This window comes from Methylophaga sp., from assembly GCF_048266885.1.
Lineage (GTDB): Bacteria > Pseudomonadota > Gammaproteobacteria > Nitrosococcales > Methylophagaceae > Methylophaga.
Genome location: NZ_JBLWYR010000018.1, coordinates 25,509 through 46,145, shown reverse-complemented (window position 1 = coordinate 46,145; position 20,637 = coordinate 25,509). Strand labels below are relative to the sequence as shown.

Genomic DNA, 20,637 nt, shown 5'->3' with positions numbered 1-20,637 from the left:
CCTTATGCTTTCGATAAATTCACTCATCAGCTCATTCAAACGGATCAAAGCCGGTAAAAAAAGCCGTGCAGCAGCCGAGGGAGCCGCACCACTTATTGTGCCGCGTGCCGACCATAATATTTCTCGTGATGTCATCAGTCCCAGTGCGTTAAAAGTACTCTACACGCTTAAAGATGCGGGTTTTGAAGCCTATTTGGTGGGCGGCTGTGTACGTGATTTATTATTGGGCTATGAACCTAAAGATTTTGATATTTCCACCAATGCGCTGCCGGAGCAAGTTCACCGTTTATTTCGTCGCAGTCAGCTGATTGGCCGCCGTTTTAAACTCGTTCATGTGCGCTTTGGTCGGGATGAAATCATTGAGGTTGCTACTTTCCGGGCACCCCCAGAAGCTGAAAATCATGTCGATAAACAAGGTCGTATCATGCAGGATAATGTGTACGGCACATTAGAGCAGGATGCGTGGCGACGTGACTTCACCATTAATGCTTTGTATTACAACATTCGTGACTTTTCAATAGTTGATTACACTGGCGGCATTGCCGATCTGCAAGCGGGTTTGATTCGCTTGATTGGTGATAAACCGGTTCGTTATCGTGAAGATCCAGTCAGAATGTTGCGGGCTTTACGCTTTATGGCCAAACTAGGGCTAAAGCTAGAAGCTGAAACGGAACAACTGATTGTCGATTTAGCACCCTTGCTAAGTGATATACCACCCGCCAGATTATTTGATGAAACCTTAAAGCTATATTTAAGTGGTCAAGCGGCCGTTACTCATGAGCTGCTTTGTCACTATGGCGTATTTGACCATCTTTATCCCCAAACGGCGGCTTTATTGCACCAGGAAAAAGATGGTTATCCACGTACTTTACTTATGAAAGCCCTGGAAAACACCGATAAACGACTAGCTGAAAATAAACCTGTCACACCGGCATTTTTGTTCGCCGCTTTATTGTGGGAACCATTACGTCAACGCTGGTTACAATTAAGCAAGGATATGCCTGAAATCCCGGCAATGCAGCGTGCGGCTGGCGAAGTATTATCCGAACAAATTCAAACGGTGGCCATTCCTAAACGCTTCAGTCTGGTCACCCGTGATATCTGGACTATGCAACCCCGGTTGACTCGTCGTCAGGGTAAGCGCGCTTTTGCTTTGTTATTGCATCCTAAGTTTCGGGCTGGTTATGACTTTCTGGCTTTACGAGCCCAATCAGGTGAACCGCTGCAGGAGCTGACCGATTGGTGGACTACTTTCCAGCAGGCTTCTGCTACCACTCAGTCCGATATGGTGAATGCTTTGGGTGCTGGTGGAGAAACAGAAAAACGTAAACCAAAGCGTCGTCGCAGACGTAAACCTGCTATAAAAAAAGTGGAATAATGCTCGCTTATATTGGACTTGGCAGTAATCTGGAAAACCCGTTGCAGCAGATTAAAACAGCCATAAATGATTTGCAGTCTTTAGCCGATATAACTATCGTCTCAGTATCTTCGTTATACCAGAGTCCGCCCATGGGCCCTGCAGATCAGCCAGATTACATCAATGCGGTATTGTCATTGGAAACCACGCTGCCTCCACATCAATTACTGGACGCCTTACAATCTGTAGAACAATTGCATGGTCGTGTGCGCAAGCGTCATTGGGGGGAGCGCACGCTGGATTTAGATATCTTGCTCTATGGCAATCAAATATTGGATGATGAACGATTGAAAATACCTCATCCCGGCATGCATGAGCGGGCTTTTGTATTATACCCATTAGCCGAAATTGCCCCGGAGGTTGAGATCCCAGGTATTGGCGCCTTGCAGGAAATATTACCTTTGTGCCCTCAAGGTGATTTACAACAAGTGGAACAGATTAGCTTATGAAAACATTGCCACATCGATATATTGTTGTTGAAGGTCCGATTGGTGTCGGCAAAACGCATCTGGTTAAACGAATAGCCGAGAGTTTTTCTGGCAATACATTATTAGAAGCACCAGAGCAGAACCCATTTTTAGAACGTTATTATCTGCATCCCAAACAATCAGCATTACCGACCCAACTAAGCTTTTTGATGCAGCGCGTTAAATTAGCCAAAACCTTACAACAGGATGATTTATTTACATCACTGCATGTAGCAGATTTCATGTTGGAAAAGGACCGATTATTCGCCCAGATATCGCTGGATGACGATGAGCTGGCCTTGTATAACATGGTTTATGACAGCCTCACTATGCACCATCGCACCCCCGATCTGGTGATTTACCTGCAAGCTTCTTTACCCATATTGAAAACCCGGATTTCACAACGAGGTATCAGCTATGAACAGCACGTTGAAGATGCTTATTTGAAACGTCTGGCAGATTCGTATGCTGACTTTTTTCATTATTACGACTCATCACCGCTGCTCATTGTGAATGCCGAGCAGATTGATTTGGTGAAAAGTGAAGCTGATTATCAGCAACTTCTGGATCAAATTTGCACCATTCAAAGTGGTCGACAATATTACAATCCGCTACCGGTGAAAGAGAAAAAAGCATGAGCCGTTTGAGTCTGCATCAGCTGCGTAAAATGAAAGCTGAGCAAAACAAAATTGCTGTTTTGACGGCCTATGATGCGACGTTCAGTCATGTACTTGAACAGGCTGGCGTTGATATTGTTCTGGTCGGTGATTCATTAGGCATGGTCATTCAAGGTCAGGAAAGTACCTTGCCAGTCACCGTTGATCATATGATTTACCACACCGCTAATGTGATACGCGGCAGTGATCGTTTGTTTGTCATCACTGATATGCCTTTTATGAGCTACGCCAATATTGATCAGGCTTTGCATAATGCCGCTCGGTTGATGGCCGAAGGTGGGGCGCAGATGGTTAAGCTTGAAGGCGGATCAGAGCTGGTTGATTTAATCACTGCGTTAACTCAGCGTGGCATCCCGGTGTGTGGACATCTTGGCTTATTACCGCAGTCAGTCCATAAGCTGGGTGGTTATCTGGTTCAGGGCAGAGAACAGGCTGCTGCAGATAAAATTCTGCAGGACGCGATCAGTCTGGAAAAAGCCGGCGCTGATATGTTGGTTTTGGAATGCGTACCTGCAACGTTAGCAAAACTTATCAGTGAAGCATTAACCATTCCGGTAATAGGCATTGGTGCTGGTGCTGATTGTGATGGGCAAGTGCTGGTGTTATATGACATGTTGGGTATTACACCTGGAAAACGTCCACGCTTTAGCCATGATTTTCTCGCTGATAGCGATCATATTCCCGCGGCAATAACTCAGTATGTGGCAGCCGTTAAAAATGGTGAATTTCCTACCTCTGAGCAACAGTATTAATGCAAATTGTTGAGTCAATTCTGAGCCTGCGAGGCCAGATAAAAACGTGGCGCGTGGATGGTGAGACCATTGCCTTTGTGCCGACTATGGGGAATCTGCACGATGGTCATATTTCACTGGTTAAAAAAGCCCAGACATTGGCTGACAGAGTTGTAGCCAGTATTTTTGTGAATCCATTGCAGTTTGATGACAAACAGGATTTAGCTAAATATCCACGTACATTGCAGGCTGACATTAAAAAACTCATGCAAGCTGGCTGTAATCTGTTATTTACCCCAGATACCGATGTGATGTATCCCCATGGCATGGATTTTCATAGTTTTATTCATGTACCCGGCATGGATGACAAACTATGTGGACTGGAACGACCTGGGCACTTTGATGGTGTGGCAACTGTGGTCACCAAGTTATTTAATATGGTGCAGGCTGATGTCGCAGTATTTGGTGAAAAGGATTATCAGCAATTGTTGTTGATTCGAAAATTGGTCAGCGATTTGAACCTGCCGGTTAAGGTTGTCGGTGCGCCGACCGTAAGAGAGGAGAATGGTCTGGCAATGAGTTCACGTAACCAGCATTTAACGGAAGCCGAAAAGCAGCAAGCGGCAACGTTGTATGCGAGTTTAAACCAACTTAAACAGCAGCTGGAAACGGGCAACCAAGATCCTAACGGTTTACTGAGCCATGTTCATTCTCAATTAACTGCAGCCGGATTCGCCATGGACTATATTGATATTCGCCGTGCTGAAGATTTGCAATTAGCCAATCCTGCAGTTGATAAAGAATTGCGTTTGCTGGCAGCGGGTCGGCTAGGCAATGTACGTTTGATTGACAATATCGCGTGTAACCTTGCTTGAAAATACTGAAAAAGCGATAATACACAGCTTACTGACGGAAATTTGCCTGCTATGCATCTGACACTGTTAAAAGCTAAATTACATCGTGCCTGCGTGACCCATTCCGAATTGGAATACGAGGGTTCATGTGCGATTGATGGCAAATTACTTGAAGCCGCCGGCATTCATGAGTATGAACAAATCCATATTTACAACGTCGCCAATGGCGAACGTTTTGTGACTTATGCCATTCGTGCTGAAGACGGTTCTAATATCATCTCAGTTAACGGTGCTGCGGCGCATAAAGCCTCTCCCGGTGATCGCATTATTATTTGTGCATATACCGCGATGGATGCTGAAGAAGTAAAAAGCTTCAAACCGACGCTGGTCTATCTAAATGAAAATAATGATATTACTCATATGCGTCATGCCATTCCTGTTCAAGCGGCTTAATTAAACTCCTTCAAATATAACGGTTTGTAAGACTGTCATTGAACAGTCATCAAATCGTTATTTTTTTGTCATAAGAGTTCTCTAGACTTTGCAAGCATGAAGTCACCAGAGAAACTGTATGCTCAATATTGAACAAGCTGTTCAACAAAAATTTCCCAATTTCCAGCATCAAAAACCTTGGCTCAGAATACCGACGTTAGGCTTTCTTCGAAAAATCACTCACGAACAAGAAGTTAATCGTTTCCTGGAACAGCATAAGCAGCTTGAGGGCTTCGATTTCATTGATGAAGTCCTGGACTACTTCAACTTCAGCTACAGTATTACTCACCGTCATCGTAATAATATTCCAGCCACAGGTCGCGTAGTGATTGTCGCCAATCATCCCCTGGGTGCATTGGATGGCTTGTGTTTATTAAAGCTGGTGGGTGAAGTCAGACGTGATGTCAAAATTGTTGCCAATGATATGCTGCTGAATTTTTCGGCATTAAGTTCGTTGTTTCTGCCAGTTGATAATCTCTCCAAATCTACTCGCAAAAGCAGCGTCGCTCGGATTGTTGAGTGCTTGAATAATGATGAAGCTGTCATTGTGTTTCCTGCTGGAGAAGTGTCACGTATTAGACCAGGCGGTGTGCGTGATGGTAAATGGAACAGTGGCTTTTTAAATTTTGCCAAAAAAACACTAGCCCCCATTTTGCCGATATACGTTGAAGCCAGAAACTCATCGTTATTCTACAGCGCCTCAATGGTATATAAGCCATTGTCAGGCATGATGCTGGCACATGAAATGTTCAATAAAAACTCCAAAACCATCTCGATGCGAGTAGGGGAGCCGATTGCTTATCAGCAAATTGAACAATTACCTTTGGTCAAAGCCGAAAAAGCCAAATTATTACGGCGTCATTTATATCGGCTGGCTAAGGGTAAAAAACCATTATTTATAACTGAGCAAACTATTGCTCACCCGCAAGAACGCCGGGCAATCAAAAAAGAATTGCAGCACGCAGAATTATTAGGTGAAACTGCCGATAATAAGAAGATATACCTGTTTGATTATCAGGCGAATTCTGCCGTTATGCAGGAGATTGGTCGGCTACGGGAAATTACCTTCAGACAAGTTGGTGAGGGCACCGGTAAAAAGCGAGATTTAGACGATTATGATCGGGATTATCGGCATTTAATACTCTGGGATGAACAGGAGCTTGAGATAGCCGGTGCTTATCGAATTGGTGAAGTCGCACGCATTATGTCTGCAGGACGAGATATCTATACCAGTGAGCTGTTTCAATTTAATTCAGCGATGCAGAATTATTTTCCAGTAAGCATTGAATTAGGCCGCAGCTTTGTCAGCCCCAAATACTGGGGCAAACGTAGTCTGGATTATTTATGGTATGGCATCGGTGCTTATCTAAAACGTTATCCAGAGGTACGGTATCTATTTGGTCCTGTCAGTTTGAGCAATACCTATCCTGATTTTGCCAAGGCGTTGATTGTCAGTTTTTATCAAAAACATTTTGCTGATACAGAAACCCTAGCGAATGCCAGAGTACCTTCAGTGTTTGATATTGAGATACAACAACGGGTAAATACAACATTAGTTAATGATGATGCGGATAGTGATTTCATGGCGATGCGTGAGCAATTGGCGCATATGAATGTCACTGTGCCGACACTGTATAAACAATATGCTGATATTTGTGAGCCAAGTGGGGTGCGGTTTATTGATTTTAATATTGATGCCAACTTCGGAAACTGTATTGATGGTCTAGTGATGGTGGATTTACAGCAGTTAAAGCCAGCTAAGCGTAAACGTTATCTGGGGGAAGCGAAGGCTTAACCTGCTATCCATGACAGCGTTTAAGTTTTTTGCCACTGCCACAAACACAGTTCTCGTTGCGACCCAGTTTTGTCGGTGGTAAAAACTCGCCATCTAGATAAAACCATTGACCTTGTTGGCGAGTAAATCGTGAGCGTTCATGTAATTGTCCGATAGGTTTATCGACATAAAAAGCAATAAAATCGATCTCAGCTTGATCGTCAGTTTCGGTATGCTCCAAAATGGTTAACCCCAACCACTCGGTGGTTTCCATCGTTTGCTGCAGATTTAGCAAATCATCTGGCCGTCGTTGTGATGGATGTAATGTTGCATGCAAATAGCTCGTATTGTGAAGTACAAACGCACTGTAGCGTGAACGCATTAATTGCTCAGCGTTGGTCGCCACATGTTTGCCTTGATGCAGCAAGCCACAACACTCGTCATACACAGATTGACTTTGGCACGGACAAAGTTGGTTTTTCATTAGAAGGTAATCTTCATTAAATCAGGGTGTTGAAGATGATAGTTTAATTTATTCTTAACTTTCTGGTTGCTTATTATTTTGTACTTAATATCGGTTTCGCTATCGAATTCAGGTGGTGACAATCCCATTAACTGCCTTGCATAACTGTAAAACTCCCGCTTAGTCGGGTGAGTATCAGCACAGCCATTAAAGATTTCACCCCAAGCTTGTTGCTGCAAGATGGCATTGATAATACCTAAACAATCATCCAGATGAATCAGATTTACCGGGGCGTCTGCTTGAGGCACATTGCGGCCATTGCGAAAAAACCGGCCAGGATGGCGTCGTTTATCAATCAAACCACTGAAACGTAAGATGGTTGTTTGGAAATGTGGGTTAGCTTGAAACTGTTGTTCAATTTGCCATAACAAATTGTTGTGATCTTCAGCTTTTTCATCTTCACTAACTTCACGGTTTAGGTTTTGATATACCGAGGTTGAACTAATAAACAAAACTTTTTGAATCGGCGATTTTTCAATTTGCTGGATAAGATCGGCAAAACCAGTTTGGTTTTTAGAGGTGATGTTGATGATCAGAATTTCGCTATGTAAAAATTCTTGGATATTGGATAACTGATCAATATCAACATAAAATGCGCTAGCGCCAGCGGTTTCAAGTTCAGAGAACCTTTCACGATGTCGAGTTGAAGCTTTTACATCAAAGCCTTGTTTATATAGTTGAGTTGCCAGTGGTAAGCCAAGCCAGCCGCTCCCTAAAATACTAATAGTGTTGATGCTCAACTCCTTCTAGACAAATACATAATCTGCCTATTGTGCAGCTTGATGTAGATCAAAACAAACCACTTTGTTACATAGGCTTAACTTATAAACACGTTATGCTAGGTTGTGATCGTTGCCTGGAGTTACTGATGAAACAGCATATGCAGTCTCAACCATTCGAACAATCCTGGCATCACCTCAGCTCAGAAGAAAGTTTGTCACTACTTGAGAGTGACAAGCATGGTTTGGATTCCGAAACCGTTGAACAACGTTTGCAGCAATTTGGTGAAAATCATTTGCCCCGGGCTAAAGGGCGTTCTGCAATAGCCAGGTTATTTGCTCAGCTGCACAATATGATCATTTATGTGTTGTTAGCTGCGGCGTTGCTTACCGCTTTGCTGGGTCATTGGATAGATTTCTGGGTAATTCTTGCGGTTGTCATTTTAAACACGCTAATTGGCTTTATTCAGGAGGGAAAAGCGGAAAAAGCGCTTGATGCTATCAAAGATATGCTGGCGCCTCATGCAACAGTAATCCGCAGTGGGCACCGTCTGCGGATTGAAGCCGATCAGCTGGTTCCCGGTGATGTGGTTGTGTTGGAACCCGGCGATAAGGTACCCGCTGATCTAAGACTTTTCAGTGCAAAAGGCTTACAAATTCAGGAAGCAGTATTGACCGGTGAGTCAGTCGCTGTTGAAAAACATCATCAACCGGTAGCAAGTGATGCCGTATTAGGTGACCGGCTGTGTATGACGTATTCAGGCACGTTAGTCACTTCTGGTCAGGGACATGGGGTGGTGGTTGCAACCGGAGCACATACTGAAATTGGTCGTATCAGTGGCATGATTTCTGATATCGAAAACCTAACTACACCGTTGTTACAACAAATTTCCGTCGTCTCCCGCTTGCTGACTCTGGTCATCATGGTGGTTGCCGGATTGGTATTCAGCTACGGTTACTGGTTAAACCAGACACCTGCTATCGAGATGTTCATGATTGTAGTCGGTTTGGCCGTGGCGGGGGTTCCTGAAGGATTACCGGCTATTCTGACCATCACACTGGCGATTGGTGTTCAACGCATGGCCAGTCGTAATGCCATTATCCGGCGTCTTCCAGCGGTAGAAACTCTTGGCGCGGTATCTATTATCTGCTCTGATAAAACGGGCACCTTAACCCGCAATGAAATGACCGTTGCTACGATAATCAGCTCGGCAAATAACTATAGCGTCAGTGGCGTGGGATATTCTCCAGCGGGCGAGTTCACCATTGATGAGCAGCCCATTGAAATCGAACAGCATGAAATTTTAACGTTGCTTTTACGTTGTGCCGCTATTTGCAATGATTCAGCATTGAAGCGACACGATGATGAGTGGCTGTCAGAAGGCGATCCGATGGAAGCGGCGATGCTTACCGCCGCATTAAAGGCGGAATTTACGCTAGAGGACCTGAAACAGTTTTACCCACGGCGTGACGTTATTCCATTTGATACCGCACATCGTTTTATGGCCACCTTGCATCATGATCACCAGGGACATGATTTTATTGCTGTGAAAGGTGCGCCGGAAAAACTTATCGAACTTTGCCAGTTTCAGCGTACTGATGACGGTGATATACCCGTTGACTCAACTTATTGGTATACACAGATTGAAAAAATTGCAGCTGAAGGCCAACGTGTCCTGGCTGTAGCTACTAAAACGATGGAACAACATACTGGTGAATTGCAGTTTGAAGATTTAGACCAAGGACTGGTGTTGCTGGGGCTGATTGGGTTGATCGATCCACCTCGAGAAGAAGCCATTACGGCTGTTAGTGAATGTCATAAAGCCGGTATTGAGGTCAAAATGATCACTGGTGATCATGCCGCAACAGCCAGTGCGATTGCCGCCAAACTGGGGCTGCATAATACGGACAAAGTGCTGACCGGGCACGATCTCACACAACTCAGTGATGCAGAATTGCAAAACGCGGTGAACCAAACGGATGTTTTTGCCCGGACTGCACCGGAACATAAATTAAGATTGGTCAGTGCTTTACAGGCCAATGGCCATGTCGTTGCGATGACGGGGGATGGGGTAAATGATGCGCCTGCATTGAAACGAGCCGATGTTGGAATTGCTATGGGCCATGGAGGCACCGAAGCCGCTAAGGAAGCGGCTGAAATGGTGTTAACCGATGATAACTTTGCTTCGATTGCCAGAGCGGTAAAAGAAGGGCGCACTGTTTATGACAACCTGAAAAAAGCCATCTTATTTTTATTGCCCATTAATGGTGGCGAGTCATTGAGTATTATCGTGGCGGTAATGGCGGACATGACCTTGCCGATTACGCCATTGCAGATATTGTGGATCAACATGGTCAGTTCTATCGCTCTAGCATTATCGTTAGCATTTGAGCCAGGTGAAGAAGATGCCATGCATCGCCAGCCACGTCAGCCTGATGAAAAAATGCTTTCTGGTTTTCTGGTCTGGCGGATCACTTTTGTGTCATTACTGTTTGTGATCGGGGTTTATGGCATGTTTTTATGGACCCAGTCTCAGGGAGCATCACTCGAACAATCACGAACCTATGCAGTCAATACCCTGGTGGTGATGGAAGTGTTTTATTTATTTAATGTGCGTTGTTTAAGCACGGCCTCATGGTCAATCAGGCAATGGTTTACTTCTCGTATCGTATTTATTTCAATCGGTTTGGTTATTTTCCTGCAGCTAATATTTACCTATGCACCCTTTATGAACAGGTTATTTGAATCAACACCCATTGGCTTACGTCACGGAATAGAAATTATCGCGGTAGGAGCTGTGATGTATCTGATTTTAGAAATTGAAAAATGGTTACGTCGCAGCATAACCAAACATCATCAAACTGAAACTGCAAACTAAATGAAAAATGATATTTCAATGAAAAAATTACTTTTGTGTTCTTTACTTGTGGTGAGCCCAGCTCATGCCAAAGTTATTTTTACTGAGGGTGATGAGCTGTTACTGCAAACCTCTGTCTGGACCAAACATTTCAATCCAGAACCGGATCACAACAACCATCAGAAAATGATTAATCTTGAATACTATTTTAACGATGAAGTGAAGTTTTTCTTAAATCCAGAACAGGCTAGTTGGCGAGATGATGTTCGCTGGTTGGTGGGTGGGGCGACATTTAAGAACAGTTATGATCAGCAAAGCACCTATGTTTATGGTGGTGGGCGTTATGATTATGCCTTAGGAGCAAATACCAAAGCTTATGCCAAACTGACTGCCGGCCTGCTGTATGGTTATCGCGGTGAATATAAGGACAAAATCCCTTTTAACAGTTTGGGGGTTGCGCCAGTTATTTTGCCAGCGGTAGGAGTGCAGCACAGTAGAGTCAATCTGGAGTTGGTACCTTTTGCTGCGGCGGGTGTAATGATTAACGCGGGGTTTTATTTTCGCTAATTTGTGTCGATATACAGTAACTTGCAGCCGGTGTATTATGATTGTCCCTTGTAACCGGAGCTTTTAAACCTCATGACTTTGCTTATCGCATTTGCGGTACTTTCAATTTTAGTCTCATTTATTTGTTCAATTCTTGAAGCGGCTTTACTCTCTGTCACCCCTAGTTATATTGCCCAACAGAAAGAACACAAACCAAAGCTATACAGCCAGCTCAATCGACTCAAAGATAAAATTGATCAGCCACTGGCGGCAATTCTTACACTGAATACCGTAGCTCATACTGTTGGGGCGTTAGGTGTAGGTGCTCAGGTGACAGTGGTTTTTGGTAATGGCTATTTAGGCATTGCCTCAGTCATTATGACGCTATTAATCCTGATTCTTTCCGAAATTCTGCCTAAAACAATTGGTGCAAAGTACTGGCGCAGTTTAGCCCCAGTAATGCCTCCTATTCTGAACGGAATGATTTGGATATTGAAACCGTTTATCTGGGTGTCAGATCAGATGATGAAATTGCTTGGTGGCAAAGAGCAACAAGGTGATATTCGTCTCGAAATCAAAGCGATGACGTCATTAGGGCAGGAACTGGGTGAACTTGATGAGGATGAATCTCGAGTGATTTCCAATATTTTGGATTTACATGAAATCCGTACTCGGGACATCATGACACCACGCACAGTCTCTGAATATGTGGGACCTGATGAAACCATTGCTGAATTTATTGAGCGCTCCAATGAAGGTCAATTCTCACGTTATCCAGTGTTAGATGCCAATGAATCGCCATTAGGTGTTATTTTCCGTCGGGATGTGATTGGCGCTGACGAAAGCACCAAAGTTTCTGAAGTGATGAAACCCATCGTTGTGGTAACGGATCAGAAGGATGTTGAGTCAGTTATGACGTTATTGATGAAAGAACGCCAACATATGGCCATTGTTTATGATGAATATGGCAGTTGGCTTGGTATCGTGACCATGGAAGATATTTTTGAAACGATCATCGGTAAATCGATTATGGATGAAACCGATGATATTCCGAATATGCGTCGATATGCTAAGAAACTATGGGAAAAACGTCAGCGAAACACTACCCATCAAACTAGCTAATTCTTTTTTTGGCTATCCAGCGTAATGCTAAAGCGACAAAACTGGAAAGACCAAATAAAATCAAAATGATAGGCCAGGGAATCGGATAGGGGCGTGGATTCACTGGCTTTTGTTGTTTTAGTGATGGCGGAATATCTCGGTTAGCCAATTCAATCGTGACCCAATCCTCTCGATCAGACGGAGCGGTTTCTAAATATTCGTTAACACTATAGATGGGTGCATTGCCAAAAGCTCGACTAGATGGGATTTGGGGAATACGCACAAACCAAATGGCCTCAATTGACTCGACTAAGTTTTGTTCATAAGCCGTAAGAGTTCGGGGTGGTTCAGCAGCAGTTAATTGCATTAAATCTTCGCCAATAGCATCAAAAGCAACTGCTGGTAACAAGCGAGTTGTTTCTGTCGTTAAATAATCATAAACCTGTCTGGCAGCATGCAGATCTGCATCGGTTATTGCCGTATAAAAATAGGCACCGATAGCCTGAATATAGCCATTTATCCCGCGTGTAGGAATATTCCAACCCAACGCTCGTAAGGTATCGATTGATATGCCGGTACAGTTAGCATCGGCATGGTTATAAATAAAATTGTGTCGATAGAAATGGTTCATTACTTGATTAATGGATTGCTGAAACTCAGTCGATAACTGATCATTCTTGAGAGTAACAAACAACATATAAGAAGGGCGGTAATAATTCTGCCCAGCATTTAAATCTGCCAGATAATTATCCATCGGCGTTACGGCAGCAATAATGCCTTTTTCACTGACCGTTTCCAGGTTATAAAAGTTATTCACTAGCCAGTCATGATAACTGCCATCAGCGTTAAATTGACCGGTGACGACGGCAAAGTGCCCAGCCAATGCTTCGTGATCATCTCCCTGTGCGCCATTTAACATTAAACCGATAACTGTTTTGCCAGCCGAATTTAAAGCGCCACCTGCAGTACGTTCCCATAACAAGCGACTTTGATGCGGTTGTTGCACACCGCCATCATCAGCTTGGACTAAGGTTTGCAAAGACTCTTCTGGATTGAGCGGCAATAATTGAAAGTTGTTGATACTGAATTCAGATGGCCAAACAGTTCGGGCAACAAACCTATTTTCTATTGTTTCTCCACGAAGACGAATGGTTTGGTTACTGAAAAAATTGCTGGTGGTTTCATTCCAATAGGACTGATTTTGTGGAATTTTAGGTACCGTTTGGAAAGCAAGTCGTTGCCCATCAGACAGTTCAATCATTTGATCTGAAGCATCCAAATTGGCGGATTCAATCAGTTCTGGGGAGGCTATCCAAACAGGCGTGTCATCGTGAATTTCAGGTAATTTTTGCAGCCAGTTTGGTAATGTGATTACTGACGGGGTAGCGGGACGGAGAGCGATAATTTCATTTTCAAAATACCATTTGGCTTGTGGAGATAGGTTACATTGCTCACAACTTCCTGTAGTAAGTTGGGATTCAATTTTTTGCCACGAGGCATCTGTTAGAGGACTGATTGGCTGAGCATAACTTATGCTCAGCCAAAAAATCAGGGTGTGTGATAAAAATGACATGCGCAGAGCATATCATGCCACCGTATTATTTTTAGCTTGGTGTATTTCGGCTTTTAAAGCGTCATCCAGCTTAAGCTGGCGTGCCAGTTCATCGAGATAGACTTTTTCCATAAAGCTGTCTTCATCAGTCATGATCAAGCTGGCCAAATACATTTCAGCAGCCATTTCTTGAGTGGTCGCCAGCTTAGCAATTTCAGTCGGGTTTACCGGTTTTTTCAGTTCCACATCTATCCAATGTAGTAATTCCGGATCATCCGTAAGTTGAGCAATTTGTTGGTCAATCAATAGTCGTTCCTGATCATCAATATGACCATCGGCTTTGGCTGCCCCAATCATCGCTTGTAAAATCGCATTACTATGCTGTTCGGCTTCAGGTGCTGGCAATCTATCTATGGTTTGCGGAGTGGCTTGTGGTGCAGTTTGTTGATTATTTTGCTGCCAGCTCTGATAGGCTTTAAATGCAACAGCCCCCAGTGCTGCTACACCACCATATTTAAGGACACTGCCGCCCATTTTGCGTGTTTTTTTATTACCGAGCAAAAGACCTACCGCGGTCCCAGCTAACGCGCCACCACCCGCACCACTTAAGAATTGACCGATTTTATTGTCTCCGCCATTTGAGCCATTATTTTGCTTATCCAGAAATTGCTGACCCGATTGTAGAAGTTTATCCATCAGACTGCGTGTGTTCATTTGCTAGTATCTCCAGGTTTGGATGTAATTTAAGTGGCTTGCCCGCATAATGTGATTCTCAGACCGCGGTTATATTAAATTGGTTTTACCTTAACTGAATTAACTTAAATGAATATGAATCCAGCACATCAACAAGGCTCGTCAAAAGCATTTACCCTTATTTTCTGGTTGTTATTAATGGGATCGTTGACGTTGTTTTTTAATGGTTTTATTGAGCAAAAACACAATCCTAACCGTCACTTGGTTGAGATAGAAGCAGGTCTGGGTACCGATGTGGTTTTAGTGAGGAATCAGGCTGGACACTATGTGGCACCAGGTTTTATTAATGGCCATGAAGTCACTTTTTTGCTGGATACAGGAGCAACTAATATCAGTGTGCCAGCCGGAATTGCTAAAAAGGCAGGTTTAAAACAGGGACGACAGGCGATGGTGAATACGGCAAATGGTGTAGTGCCGGTCTACGCTACAGAGTTAGACATTGTGCAGCTGGGAGGGATTAAATTGCAGCATATCCAGGCGCATATCAACCCACATATGTCGGATGATATTGTGTTGCTGGGCATGAGTTTTATGAAACATTTAGATATGACGCAACGTGATGGAACGTTGACTTTACGTTTACCGGGGATCTGAGGATTGACTGCTTTTTTCCACAGCCCATTTTTCGTAATGTGAACCGGGTTCGCCTGGATGGAAACAACAGGCTACCCAAGTATTACCAATGAGTTCGGTAATCACTGATTTTGCTCCGTCGCTAGTTTTCCACCATTGTCTAAGTTCAAAACTTTGCGGAACAGCAGCATAAATACCTATTTTAAAATCAGGAAAGGCTTCACGATACAAACTGCGAGTACGTCTGGCATGAACATGACTGGTATGCACATTAAGTTCAGTTAAGTTACTGCCTTTAATATCCAACCAGTCTCGCACCATCACAGCACTAAGATAGGTACGTTCCTGTGCAGATTCAGGTGCAGGAATCATAATCAGTTTGTCGTTATCCAAACCATGTACCAGCATAAATGCCCCAGCTTGTTCGGCATAGGAGGCATGGGCAGGGCTCAAGAAACGTATATTGGGTCCACCGGTGGTAATCATGTATTGATACCCCTCGGCGTTGAATAAGGCTAAAGCGGCTAACAAACTATCTTCATCCTGCCAGCCTTCCACTACCAGATATGTTCGATCAGGTACGGGATCGGTAGGGGAGAGGATAACGGCCAGTTGTCTTAATAGAACCAAACTACAAAGGGTTAGCAGTAATAAAATCATTAAACCACCCCAAATTGTGGGGAACCACACATGGCGTTTTCGAAATAAACTGAATTTAGGCAAAAAACTATCCCTGAAAAAAAACGATTGTGGTTAAGTCAGAACGGTCTTAGCTTAGCCTTCTTGTCCATAACGCTGATGCAAAATGCCTACGCGCTCTACATAAACTTCGGTTTCGGCATAGGGCGGTATACCGTTAAAACGTTTGACAGCGCCAGGACCGGCATTATAGGCCGCCGTAGCTAATTGAATATTCCCATCAAATGTTTTTAGCAAACCTGCCAGATACTTCACGCCACCTTCAATATTCTGCTGAATATCAAATGCATTGGTCACACCTAGATCTTTGGCGGTACCAGGCATTAACTGCATCAGACCCTGTGCACCTTTCTTAGATAAGGCTTTGGAATTAAAAGCCGACTCGGCATGAATTACAGCGCGAACCAAGGCAGCATCGACTTTATATTTTTTCGCCATGGCTTTGACCGTGTCAGCATAATCTGCCTTATTAAGACTGATAGTATGCCAATTGATTTTGGATTTTGGGTTACATGCATAACAATCATAAGCCAATACTTCGAAATCACCATTAATGGGTCGTTGATCAGAAAAGCTGAAGCTTTCGCCATCATTGGAAAGCGACTTGTAGATAATGGTTTTATTGCTATTAATCGAAGTGGGTTTACGAACATCAATATCGGCATTGCTAAACTCCACAACACCGTCGCTGTTACGCACTTGTTTTATTTCATTTGCCAGCACGCCACTGGTTAACAGTAGCGTGCATAGAAAAATGAAAATAGGCTTTAGTGTCATGGATACTAAAAATAGCGTCCGGCTGAGCCAATGACAATCACAATTAAGCCAAGAATGAGATTTGCTCGAATAAATTTGCGAATTTTATCCAGTTCATTGGCTGATGCTATCCAATCATGTTCTGCCACAGCCGATTTTAGTTTTCTGAACGGATTGAAAAATACATGCAGAAATAACAACACCATAAAGATCCCCAGCAATAGCATGATATGCACATGAACGCCGACAGCGCCCATACCTCCTAGCATAAAGAGCATGCCGAATCCGGTAATTAAAATGGTTACTACGGATGCCCACACCCAGGGAAAAAATCGTTTAAAGACATTGGCCCAGAGTGGAAAGCGTTGTTCAGCTTCAAGTAAGTTAGCTGCGGCAGGGCGTAAAAACATAAAGGCAAAGAACATTCCGCCCACCCAAATCACCGAAGCCAGTAAATGTAAACTAATTGCAATGCCCATAATAATTCTCTTTAAGTTGTTATCGTTTTAATGGGAATACCAGCAATTCTCTGCTGCCATTCTTGAGGGCCAGTTTGATGTACCGAACTTCCCCGGCTATCAACAGCCACAGTGACTGGCATATTTTCAACATAGAATTCACGAATCGCTTCCATGCCTAATTCTTCAAAAGCCACCAATCGTGAAGATTTAATCGCTTTGGATACCAGATAAGCAGCGCCGCCAACCGCGATCAAATAGGTCGATTGATACTTTTTGATTAAATCGACGGTTTGTTCACCGCGTTCGGCCTTGCCTATCATGCCTAACAGACCGGTTTTCGCTAGCATGGTTTCAGTAAATTTATCCATCCGGGTTGCCGTGGTGGGACCTGCCGGACCGACAATTTCATTTTTAACCGGATCCACCGGACCGACGTAGTAGATAAAGCGATTATGGAAATCCAGCCCTTCGGGTAACGGCTTACCACTATCCAGCAAATCAGCAATCTTTTTATGCGCTGCATCCCGGCCGGTTAAAAAATGACCGGTGAGTAATAAGGTATCACCTGGTTGCCATTGTTTAATCTCATCATGCGTTATTGTGTCGAGATTGATATGTCGGGTGTTTTCCGCAGCCTGCCAGGTAATTTCCGGCCAGTCAGTTAACGAGGGAGGAGTGAATGTTGCCGGACCAGAACCATCCAGCGTGAAGTGGACATGTCGGGTCGCGGCACAATTAGGGATCATCGCCACCGGAAGTGAAGCCGCGTGGGTCGGATAATCCTTGATCTTGATATCCAATACCGTGGTCAGGCCGCCTAAACCTTGAGCGCCAATTCCCAGTTGATTCACTTTTTCGTATAACTCAAGCCGCAACTTTTCAGTGGCCGTTTGTGGGCCACGTTCCAGCAAATCCTGAATATCAATATCTTCCATCAGGCTTTGTTTAGCCATCAGCATGGCTTTTTCTGCTGTACCACCAATGCCAATACCGAGCATGCCAGGAGGGCACCAACCAGCACCCATTTTGGGAACGGTTTCCATCACCCAATCCACCAGACTGTCACTAGGGTTCAATATCGTGAATTTGGCTTTGTTTTCGCTGCCACCACCTTTGGCGGCAATATCAATTTCTATCTTGTCGCCGGGCACCAGTTCGGTATAAATAACTGCTGGTGTGTTATCACCGGTATTTTTGCGACTGCCAATCGGATCGGCAACGATAGAAGCACGCAATACATTATCAGGATGCTGATAAGCCTGGCGCACACCTTGATTAACCATATCTTCCAGGCTCTGATCGGACTGCCATTGCACCTGCATACCGACTTTGAGAAAGATATTAACAATGCCGGTATCCTGACAAATAGGCCGGTTGTTTTCGGCGCACATCCGTGAATTGACCAGAATCTGGGCGATAGCATCTTTTGCCGCCGGAGATTGTTCACGCTCATAGGCTTTGCTCATTGCCTGGATAAAATCCTGGGGATGATAATTGGCGATGAACTGCAATGCATCGGCGATGCTTTGCACAAAGTCCTGTTGGCGAATCAGCGTCATAATTATTGCGCTAACTTTTGTTGAATAGCGTTAAGCACATTATCTAAAGCCAATTCGTCGGCTTCACCTGATGCACGATGTTTATATTCAATCACACCGTTATCCATACCACGTTCACCCAGAATCAAGCGGTGCGGAATGCCGATAAGTTCCATATCCGCAAAAGCAACACCAGGACGCAAGCCGCGATCATCCAGCAACACATCGACACCCGCCGCTAGCAACTGTTGATAGATCTTTTCAGCTTCATCACGAACCCGTTGTGATTTATGTGAATTGACCGGTACAAGTACTACTTCAAAAGGTGCAATGGCCTGTGGCCAGATAATGCCGTTTTCATCATTGTTCTGTTCAATGGTTGCAGCAACCACACGGGAAACCCCAATGCCGTAACAGCCCATGGTAATGACTTGAGATTTTCCGGTTTCGGTTAATACCACGGCATTCAGTTTACTGCTGTAGTTTTCGCCAAGCTGGAAGATATGGCCCACTTCGATACCACGGGCGATTTCCAAGGTACCTTGGCCGTCCGGGCTGGTATCACCTGCTACTACATTACGTAAGTCTGCAGTTTCAGGTTCAGGACAATCGCGACCCCAGTTTACGCCGGCCAGATGTTTTTCATCTTCATTGGCACCACAAACAAAATCGGCAATATGTGCAGCAGCGTGATCAACAATCAGTGGAATGGTGAGACCAACCGGGCCGATCGAACCGATATTGGCACCTGTTGCTTCATGCACTTGTTCTGGGGTGACAAAGGTCAACGGTGCAGCAATTAACGGATGTTTTTCTGCCTTAATTTCATTGAGTTCGTGATCGCCTCGTAACACCAAAGCAACAACACTGTTTTTCTCAGCACCTTCGACCAGCAACGTTTTCAGACATTGCGATGCGGGCACCTTCAAAAAGCTGCTGACATCTTCAATGGTGTGTTTATGCGGTGTATCGACTGTTTGCATCGCTGCACCAGGGGCTGGGCGATCACCTGCAGGTTTGAGTGCTTCAGCCAATTCAACATTGGCGGCGTAGTCACTGGCATTGCTGAACGCAATTGCATCTTCACCGGAGCTGGCAAGAACATGAAACTCATGTGAGGCATTGCCACCAATGCTGCCGGTATCGGCCAGCACCGCCCGGAAATTCAAACCGATACGCTGGAAAATGCGCGTGTAAGTTGCGTACATATCATCGTAAGTTTCCTGCAGAGATGCTTGATCCACATGGAAGGAATAGGCATCTTTCATCAGGAACTCACGAGCCCGCATCAAACCAAAGCGTGGACGAATTTCATCACGGAATTTGGTCTGGATCTGATAAAAATTCACTGGCAATTGTTTGTAACTACGGATTTCCTGACGCACCAAATCGGTAATGACTTCTTCATGGGTTGGGCCATAACAGAATTCACGTTGATGGCGATCGGTGATACGTAATAATTCAGGGCCATACTTTTCCCAGCGCTGGCTTTCCTGCCACAGTTCAGCCGGTTGCACGGACGGCATTAACACTTCCTGAGCACCGACTTTATTCATTTCCTCACGCACAATCGCTTCAGTTTTACGCAGCACCCGCAAGCCCATCGGCATCCATGTGTACAGACCTGATGCCAGACGGCGGATAAGGCCTGCTCGCAACATCAATTGATGGCTGACGATTTCGGCGTCTGCAGGTGTTTCTTTTAAAGTGGAAATGAGAAGCTTCGAAGTACGCATGGAAAACGTGATTCCTGATTATTGTTATTAAATTAAAAACTGCGCCACAATTTTTGCGGCGCAGTCTGGTTGTGTTAAAAAGTACTGTGATCCCAACCCCAGTTTTGTCGTTCGGAGTCGGTCATGCTGATATAAACCCGACTGCCGCTGACGCCAATTTGATCTTCAATCATCGAACATAAAGCATTAGACAACGCTTTACGATCACTGGGCAAACCAAGCGAACGATAATCCAGAATTGCAGTAGGCTCAGTGCTGCCACCAAATGACATGGCTGTTTTGGACTCAACCGCGATCATCACATAACTTTCTGGTTTACCTGATGCCTGTGCCACGGTTTTGCTGGCGGCTTTTAATAAGGCTGTTTCGTCGTTAATGCTTTGATTGGTCACAATATTTAAATAAGGCAT

The 20,637-nt window shown here is 44.4% G+C and carries 21 protein-coding genes; 11 read left to right on the top strand and 10 right to left on the bottom strand.

Features of this window, described 5'->3' with window-relative positions; translation table 11 throughout:
* Window positions 1–4 precede the first annotated feature (4 nt).
* The 7 genes from pcnB (at window position 5) to ACN0V2_RS10015 (ending at window position 6,433) form a co-directional block, all read left to right on the top strand.
* Window positions 5–1,378 (top strand): polynucleotide adenylyltransferase PcnB, encoded by a 1,374-nt coding sequence (gene pcnB, locus ACN0V2_RS10045; RefSeq protein WP_417550679.1) that lies wholly within the window; start codon window positions 5–7, stop codon window positions 1,376–1,378.
* Entirely contained in the window at window positions 1,378–1,866 is a 489-nt protein-coding gene (folK, locus tag ACN0V2_RS10040) for a 2-amino-4-hydroxy-6-hydroxymethyldihydropteridine diphosphokinase (RefSeq protein WP_417550678.1), read from the top strand. Before pcnB ends, folK begins: the two co-directional genes overlap by 1 nt.
* Complete coding sequence (locus tag ACN0V2_RS10035) at window positions 1,863–2,522, top strand: deoxynucleoside kinase (protein WP_417550677.1); 660 nt, start codon at window positions 1,863–1,865, stop codon at window positions 2,520–2,522. The genes folK and ACN0V2_RS10035 overlap by 4 nt, the downstream gene beginning before the upstream one ends.
* The gene (gene panB, locus ACN0V2_RS10030) at window positions 2,519–3,313 is read left to right on the top strand and encodes a 3-methyl-2-oxobutanoate hydroxymethyltransferase (RefSeq protein WP_417550676.1); all 795 of its coding nucleotides are present in this window, start codon (window positions 2,519–2,521) and stop codon (window positions 3,311–3,313) included. The genes ACN0V2_RS10035 and panB overlap by 4 nt, the downstream gene beginning before the upstream one ends.
* Entirely contained in the window at window positions 3,313–4,167 is an 855-nt protein-coding gene (panC, locus tag ACN0V2_RS10025) for a pantoate--beta-alanine ligase (protein WP_417550675.1), read from the top strand. Before panB ends, panC begins: the two co-directional genes overlap by 1 nt.
* 51 nt (window positions 4,168–4,218) lie before the next feature.
* On the top strand, window positions 4,219–4,599 hold the full coding sequence (gene panD, locus ACN0V2_RS10020; RefSeq protein WP_069296020.1) for an aspartate 1-decarboxylase: 381 nt from the start codon (window positions 4,219–4,221) through the stop codon (window positions 4,597–4,599).
* A 118-nt stretch (window positions 4,600–4,717) separates the two neighbouring features.
* Window positions 4,718–6,433: a GNAT family N-acyltransferase gene (locus ACN0V2_RS10015; protein ID WP_417550674.1), complete on the top strand. Its 1,716-nt coding sequence runs from the start codon at window positions 4,718–4,720 to the stop codon at window positions 6,431–6,433.
* A gap of 4 nt (window positions 6,434–6,437) precedes the next feature.
* Here ACN0V2_RS10015 and ACN0V2_RS10010 read toward each other — a convergent pair whose 3' ends face one another.
* A complete protein-coding gene (locus ACN0V2_RS10010) occupies window positions 6,438–6,896 on the bottom strand; it encodes a YchJ family protein (RefSeq protein WP_417550673.1) in 459 nt (152 codons plus the stop codon).
* Window positions 6,896–7,675: an SDR family oxidoreductase gene (locus ACN0V2_RS10005; protein ID WP_417550672.1), complete on the bottom strand. Its 780-nt coding sequence runs from the start codon at window positions 7,673–7,675 to the stop codon at window positions 6,896–6,898. The genes ACN0V2_RS10010 and ACN0V2_RS10005 overlap by 1 nt, the downstream gene beginning before the upstream one ends.
* Before the next feature lie 128 nt (window positions 7,676–7,803).
* Between ACN0V2_RS10005 and ACN0V2_RS10000 the strand changes: the two genes are divergently transcribed.
* From ACN0V2_RS10000 to ACN0V2_RS09990, 3 genes are all read left to right on the top strand, one after another.
* Entirely contained in the window at window positions 7,804–10,533 is a 2,730-nt protein-coding gene (locus ACN0V2_RS10000) for a cation-transporting P-type ATPase (RefSeq protein WP_417550671.1), read from the top strand.
* A gap of 18 nt (window positions 10,534–10,551) precedes the next feature.
* Window positions 10,552–11,079, top strand: coding sequence for a hypothetical protein (locus tag ACN0V2_RS09995; protein ID WP_417550670.1), 528 nt, complete (start codon window positions 10,552–10,554; stop codon window positions 11,077–11,079).
* Window positions 11,080–11,151: 72 nt separating this feature from the next.
* Window positions 11,152–12,180 carry a CNNM domain-containing protein gene (locus ACN0V2_RS09990; RefSeq protein WP_417550669.1) on the top strand — a complete coding sequence of 343 codons (1,029 nt, stop codon included), beginning with the start codon at window positions 11,152–11,154 and terminating at the stop codon, window positions 12,178–12,180.
* On the opposite strand, the gene ACN0V2_RS09985 is transcribed toward ACN0V2_RS09990, so the two are convergent.
* Together ACN0V2_RS09985 and ACN0V2_RS09980 are read right to left on the bottom strand one after the other, a co-directional pair.
* Window positions 12,173–13,732: a hypothetical protein gene (locus ACN0V2_RS09985; protein WP_417550668.1), complete on the bottom strand. Its 1,560-nt coding sequence runs from the start codon at window positions 13,730–13,732 to the stop codon at window positions 12,173–12,175. The genes ACN0V2_RS09990 and ACN0V2_RS09985 overlap by 8 nt on opposite strands.
* Before the next feature lie 12 nt (window positions 13,733–13,744).
* On the bottom strand, window positions 13,745–14,425 hold the full coding sequence (locus ACN0V2_RS09980) for a tellurite resistance TerB family protein (RefSeq protein ID WP_417550667.1): 681 nt from the start codon (window positions 14,423–14,425) through the stop codon (window positions 13,745–13,747).
* Between the two features lie 108 nt (window positions 14,426–14,533).
* Here ACN0V2_RS09980 and ACN0V2_RS09975 point away from each other — a divergent pair, with 108 nt between their 5' ends.
* Complete coding sequence (locus ACN0V2_RS09975) at window positions 14,534–15,058, top strand: retropepsin-like aspartic protease family protein (RefSeq protein WP_417550666.1); 525 nt, start codon at window positions 14,534–14,536, stop codon at window positions 15,056–15,058.
* Here the strand turns inward: ACN0V2_RS09975 and ACN0V2_RS09970 are convergent.
* The 6 genes from ACN0V2_RS09970 to ACN0V2_RS09945 form a co-directional block, all read right to left on the bottom strand.
* A complete protein-coding gene (locus ACN0V2_RS09970) occupies window positions 15,044–15,697 on the bottom strand; it encodes an ElyC/SanA/YdcF family protein (RefSeq protein WP_417550665.1) in 654 nt (217 codons plus the stop codon). The two genes, ACN0V2_RS09975 and ACN0V2_RS09970, sit on opposite strands and share 15 nt — an antisense overlap.
* 114 nt (window positions 15,698–15,811) lie before the next feature.
* The gene (locus ACN0V2_RS09965) at window positions 15,812–16,435 is read right to left on the bottom strand and encodes a lytic transglycosylase domain-containing protein (RefSeq protein ID WP_417550664.1); all 624 of its coding nucleotides are present in this window, start codon (window positions 16,433–16,435) and stop codon (window positions 15,812–15,814) included.
* An 83-nt stretch (window positions 16,436–16,518) separates the two neighbouring features.
* Complete coding sequence (locus tag ACN0V2_RS09960; RefSeq protein ID WP_417550663.1) at window positions 16,519–16,971, bottom strand: CopD family protein; 453 nt, start codon at window positions 16,969–16,971, stop codon at window positions 16,519–16,521.
* A gap of 11 nt (window positions 16,972–16,982) precedes the next feature.
* Window positions 16,983–18,512 carry a fumarate hydratase gene (locus tag ACN0V2_RS09955; RefSeq protein WP_417550662.1) on the bottom strand — a complete coding sequence of 510 codons (1,530 nt, stop codon included), beginning with the start codon at window positions 18,510–18,512 and terminating at the stop codon, window positions 16,983–16,985.
* A 2-nt stretch (window positions 18,513–18,514) separates the two neighbouring features.
* A complete protein-coding gene (locus tag ACN0V2_RS09950; RefSeq protein WP_417550661.1) occupies window positions 18,515–20,227 on the bottom strand; it encodes a proline--tRNA ligase in 1,713 nt (570 codons plus the stop codon).
* Between the two features lie 74 nt (window positions 20,228–20,301).
* Window positions 20,302–20,637: a phenylpyruvate tautomerase MIF-related protein gene (locus ACN0V2_RS09945; protein ID WP_417550660.1), complete on the bottom strand. Its 336-nt coding sequence runs from the start codon at window positions 20,635–20,637 to the stop codon at window positions 20,302–20,304.

Bases quoted from the DNA above. Each gene is read 5' to 3' on its own strand.
- pcnB (WP_417550679.1), top strand. From the start codon at position 5: ATGCTTTCGATAAATTCACTCATCAGCTCATTCAAACGGATCAAAGCC.
- folK (WP_417550678.1), top strand. From the start codon at position 1,378: ATGCTCGCTTATATTGGACTTGGCAGTAATCTGGAAAACCCGTTGCAG.
- ACN0V2_RS10035 (WP_417550677.1), top strand. From the start codon at position 1,863: ATGAAAACATTGCCACATCGATATATTGTTGTTGAAGGTCCGATTGGT.
- panB (WP_417550676.1), top strand. From the start codon at position 2,519: ATGAGCCGTTTGAGTCTGCATCAGCTGCGTAAAATGAAAGCTGAGCAA.
- panC (WP_417550675.1), top strand. From the start codon at position 3,313: ATGCAAATTGTTGAGTCAATTCTGAGCCTGCGAGGCCAGATAAAAACG.
- panD (WP_069296020.1), top strand. From the start codon at position 4,219: ATGCATCTGACACTGTTAAAAGCTAAATTACATCGTGCCTGCGTGACC.
- ACN0V2_RS10015 (WP_417550674.1), top strand. From the start codon at position 4,718: ATGCTCAATATTGAACAAGCTGTTCAACAAAAATTTCCCAATTTCCAG.
- ACN0V2_RS10010 (WP_417550673.1), bottom strand. From the start codon at position 6,896: ATGAAAAACCAACTTTGTCCGTGCCAAAGTCAATCTGTGTATGACGAG.
- ACN0V2_RS10000 (WP_417550671.1), top strand. From the start codon at position 7,804: ATGAAACAGCATATGCAGTCTCAACCATTCGAACAATCCTGGCATCAC.
- ACN0V2_RS09995 (WP_417550670.1), top strand. From the start codon at position 10,552: ATGAAAAAATTACTTTTGTGTTCTTTACTTGTGGTGAGCCCAGCTCAT.
- ACN0V2_RS09990 (WP_417550669.1), top strand. From the start codon at position 11,152: ATGACTTTGCTTATCGCATTTGCGGTACTTTCAATTTTAGTCTCATTT.
- ACN0V2_RS09985 (WP_417550668.1), bottom strand. From the start codon at position 13,732: ATGTCATTTTTATCACACACCCTGATTTTTTGGCTGAGCATAAGTTAT.
- ACN0V2_RS09980 (WP_417550667.1), bottom strand. From the start codon at position 14,425: ATGAACACACGCAGTCTGATGGATAAACTTCTACAATCGGGTCAGCAA.
- ACN0V2_RS09975 (WP_417550666.1), top strand. From the start codon at position 14,534: ATGAATATGAATCCAGCACATCAACAAGGCTCGTCAAAAGCATTTACC.
- ACN0V2_RS09970 (WP_417550665.1), bottom strand. From the start codon at position 15,697: ATGATTTTATTACTGCTAACCCTTTGTAGTTTGGTTCTATTAAGACAA.
- ACN0V2_RS09960 (WP_417550663.1), bottom strand. From the start codon at position 16,971: ATGGGCATTGCAATTAGTTTACATTTACTGGCTTCGGTGATTTGGGTG.
- ACN0V2_RS09955 (WP_417550662.1), bottom strand. From the start codon at position 18,512: ATGACGCTGATTCGCCAACAGGACTTTGTGCAAAGCATCGCCGATGCA.
- ACN0V2_RS09950 (WP_417550661.1), bottom strand. From the start codon at position 20,227: ATGCGTACTTCGAAGCTTCTCATTTCCACTTTAAAAGAAACACCTGCA.
- ACN0V2_RS09945 (WP_417550660.1), bottom strand. From the start codon at position 20,637: ATGCCTTATTTAAATATTGTGACCAATCAAAGCATTAACGACGAAACA.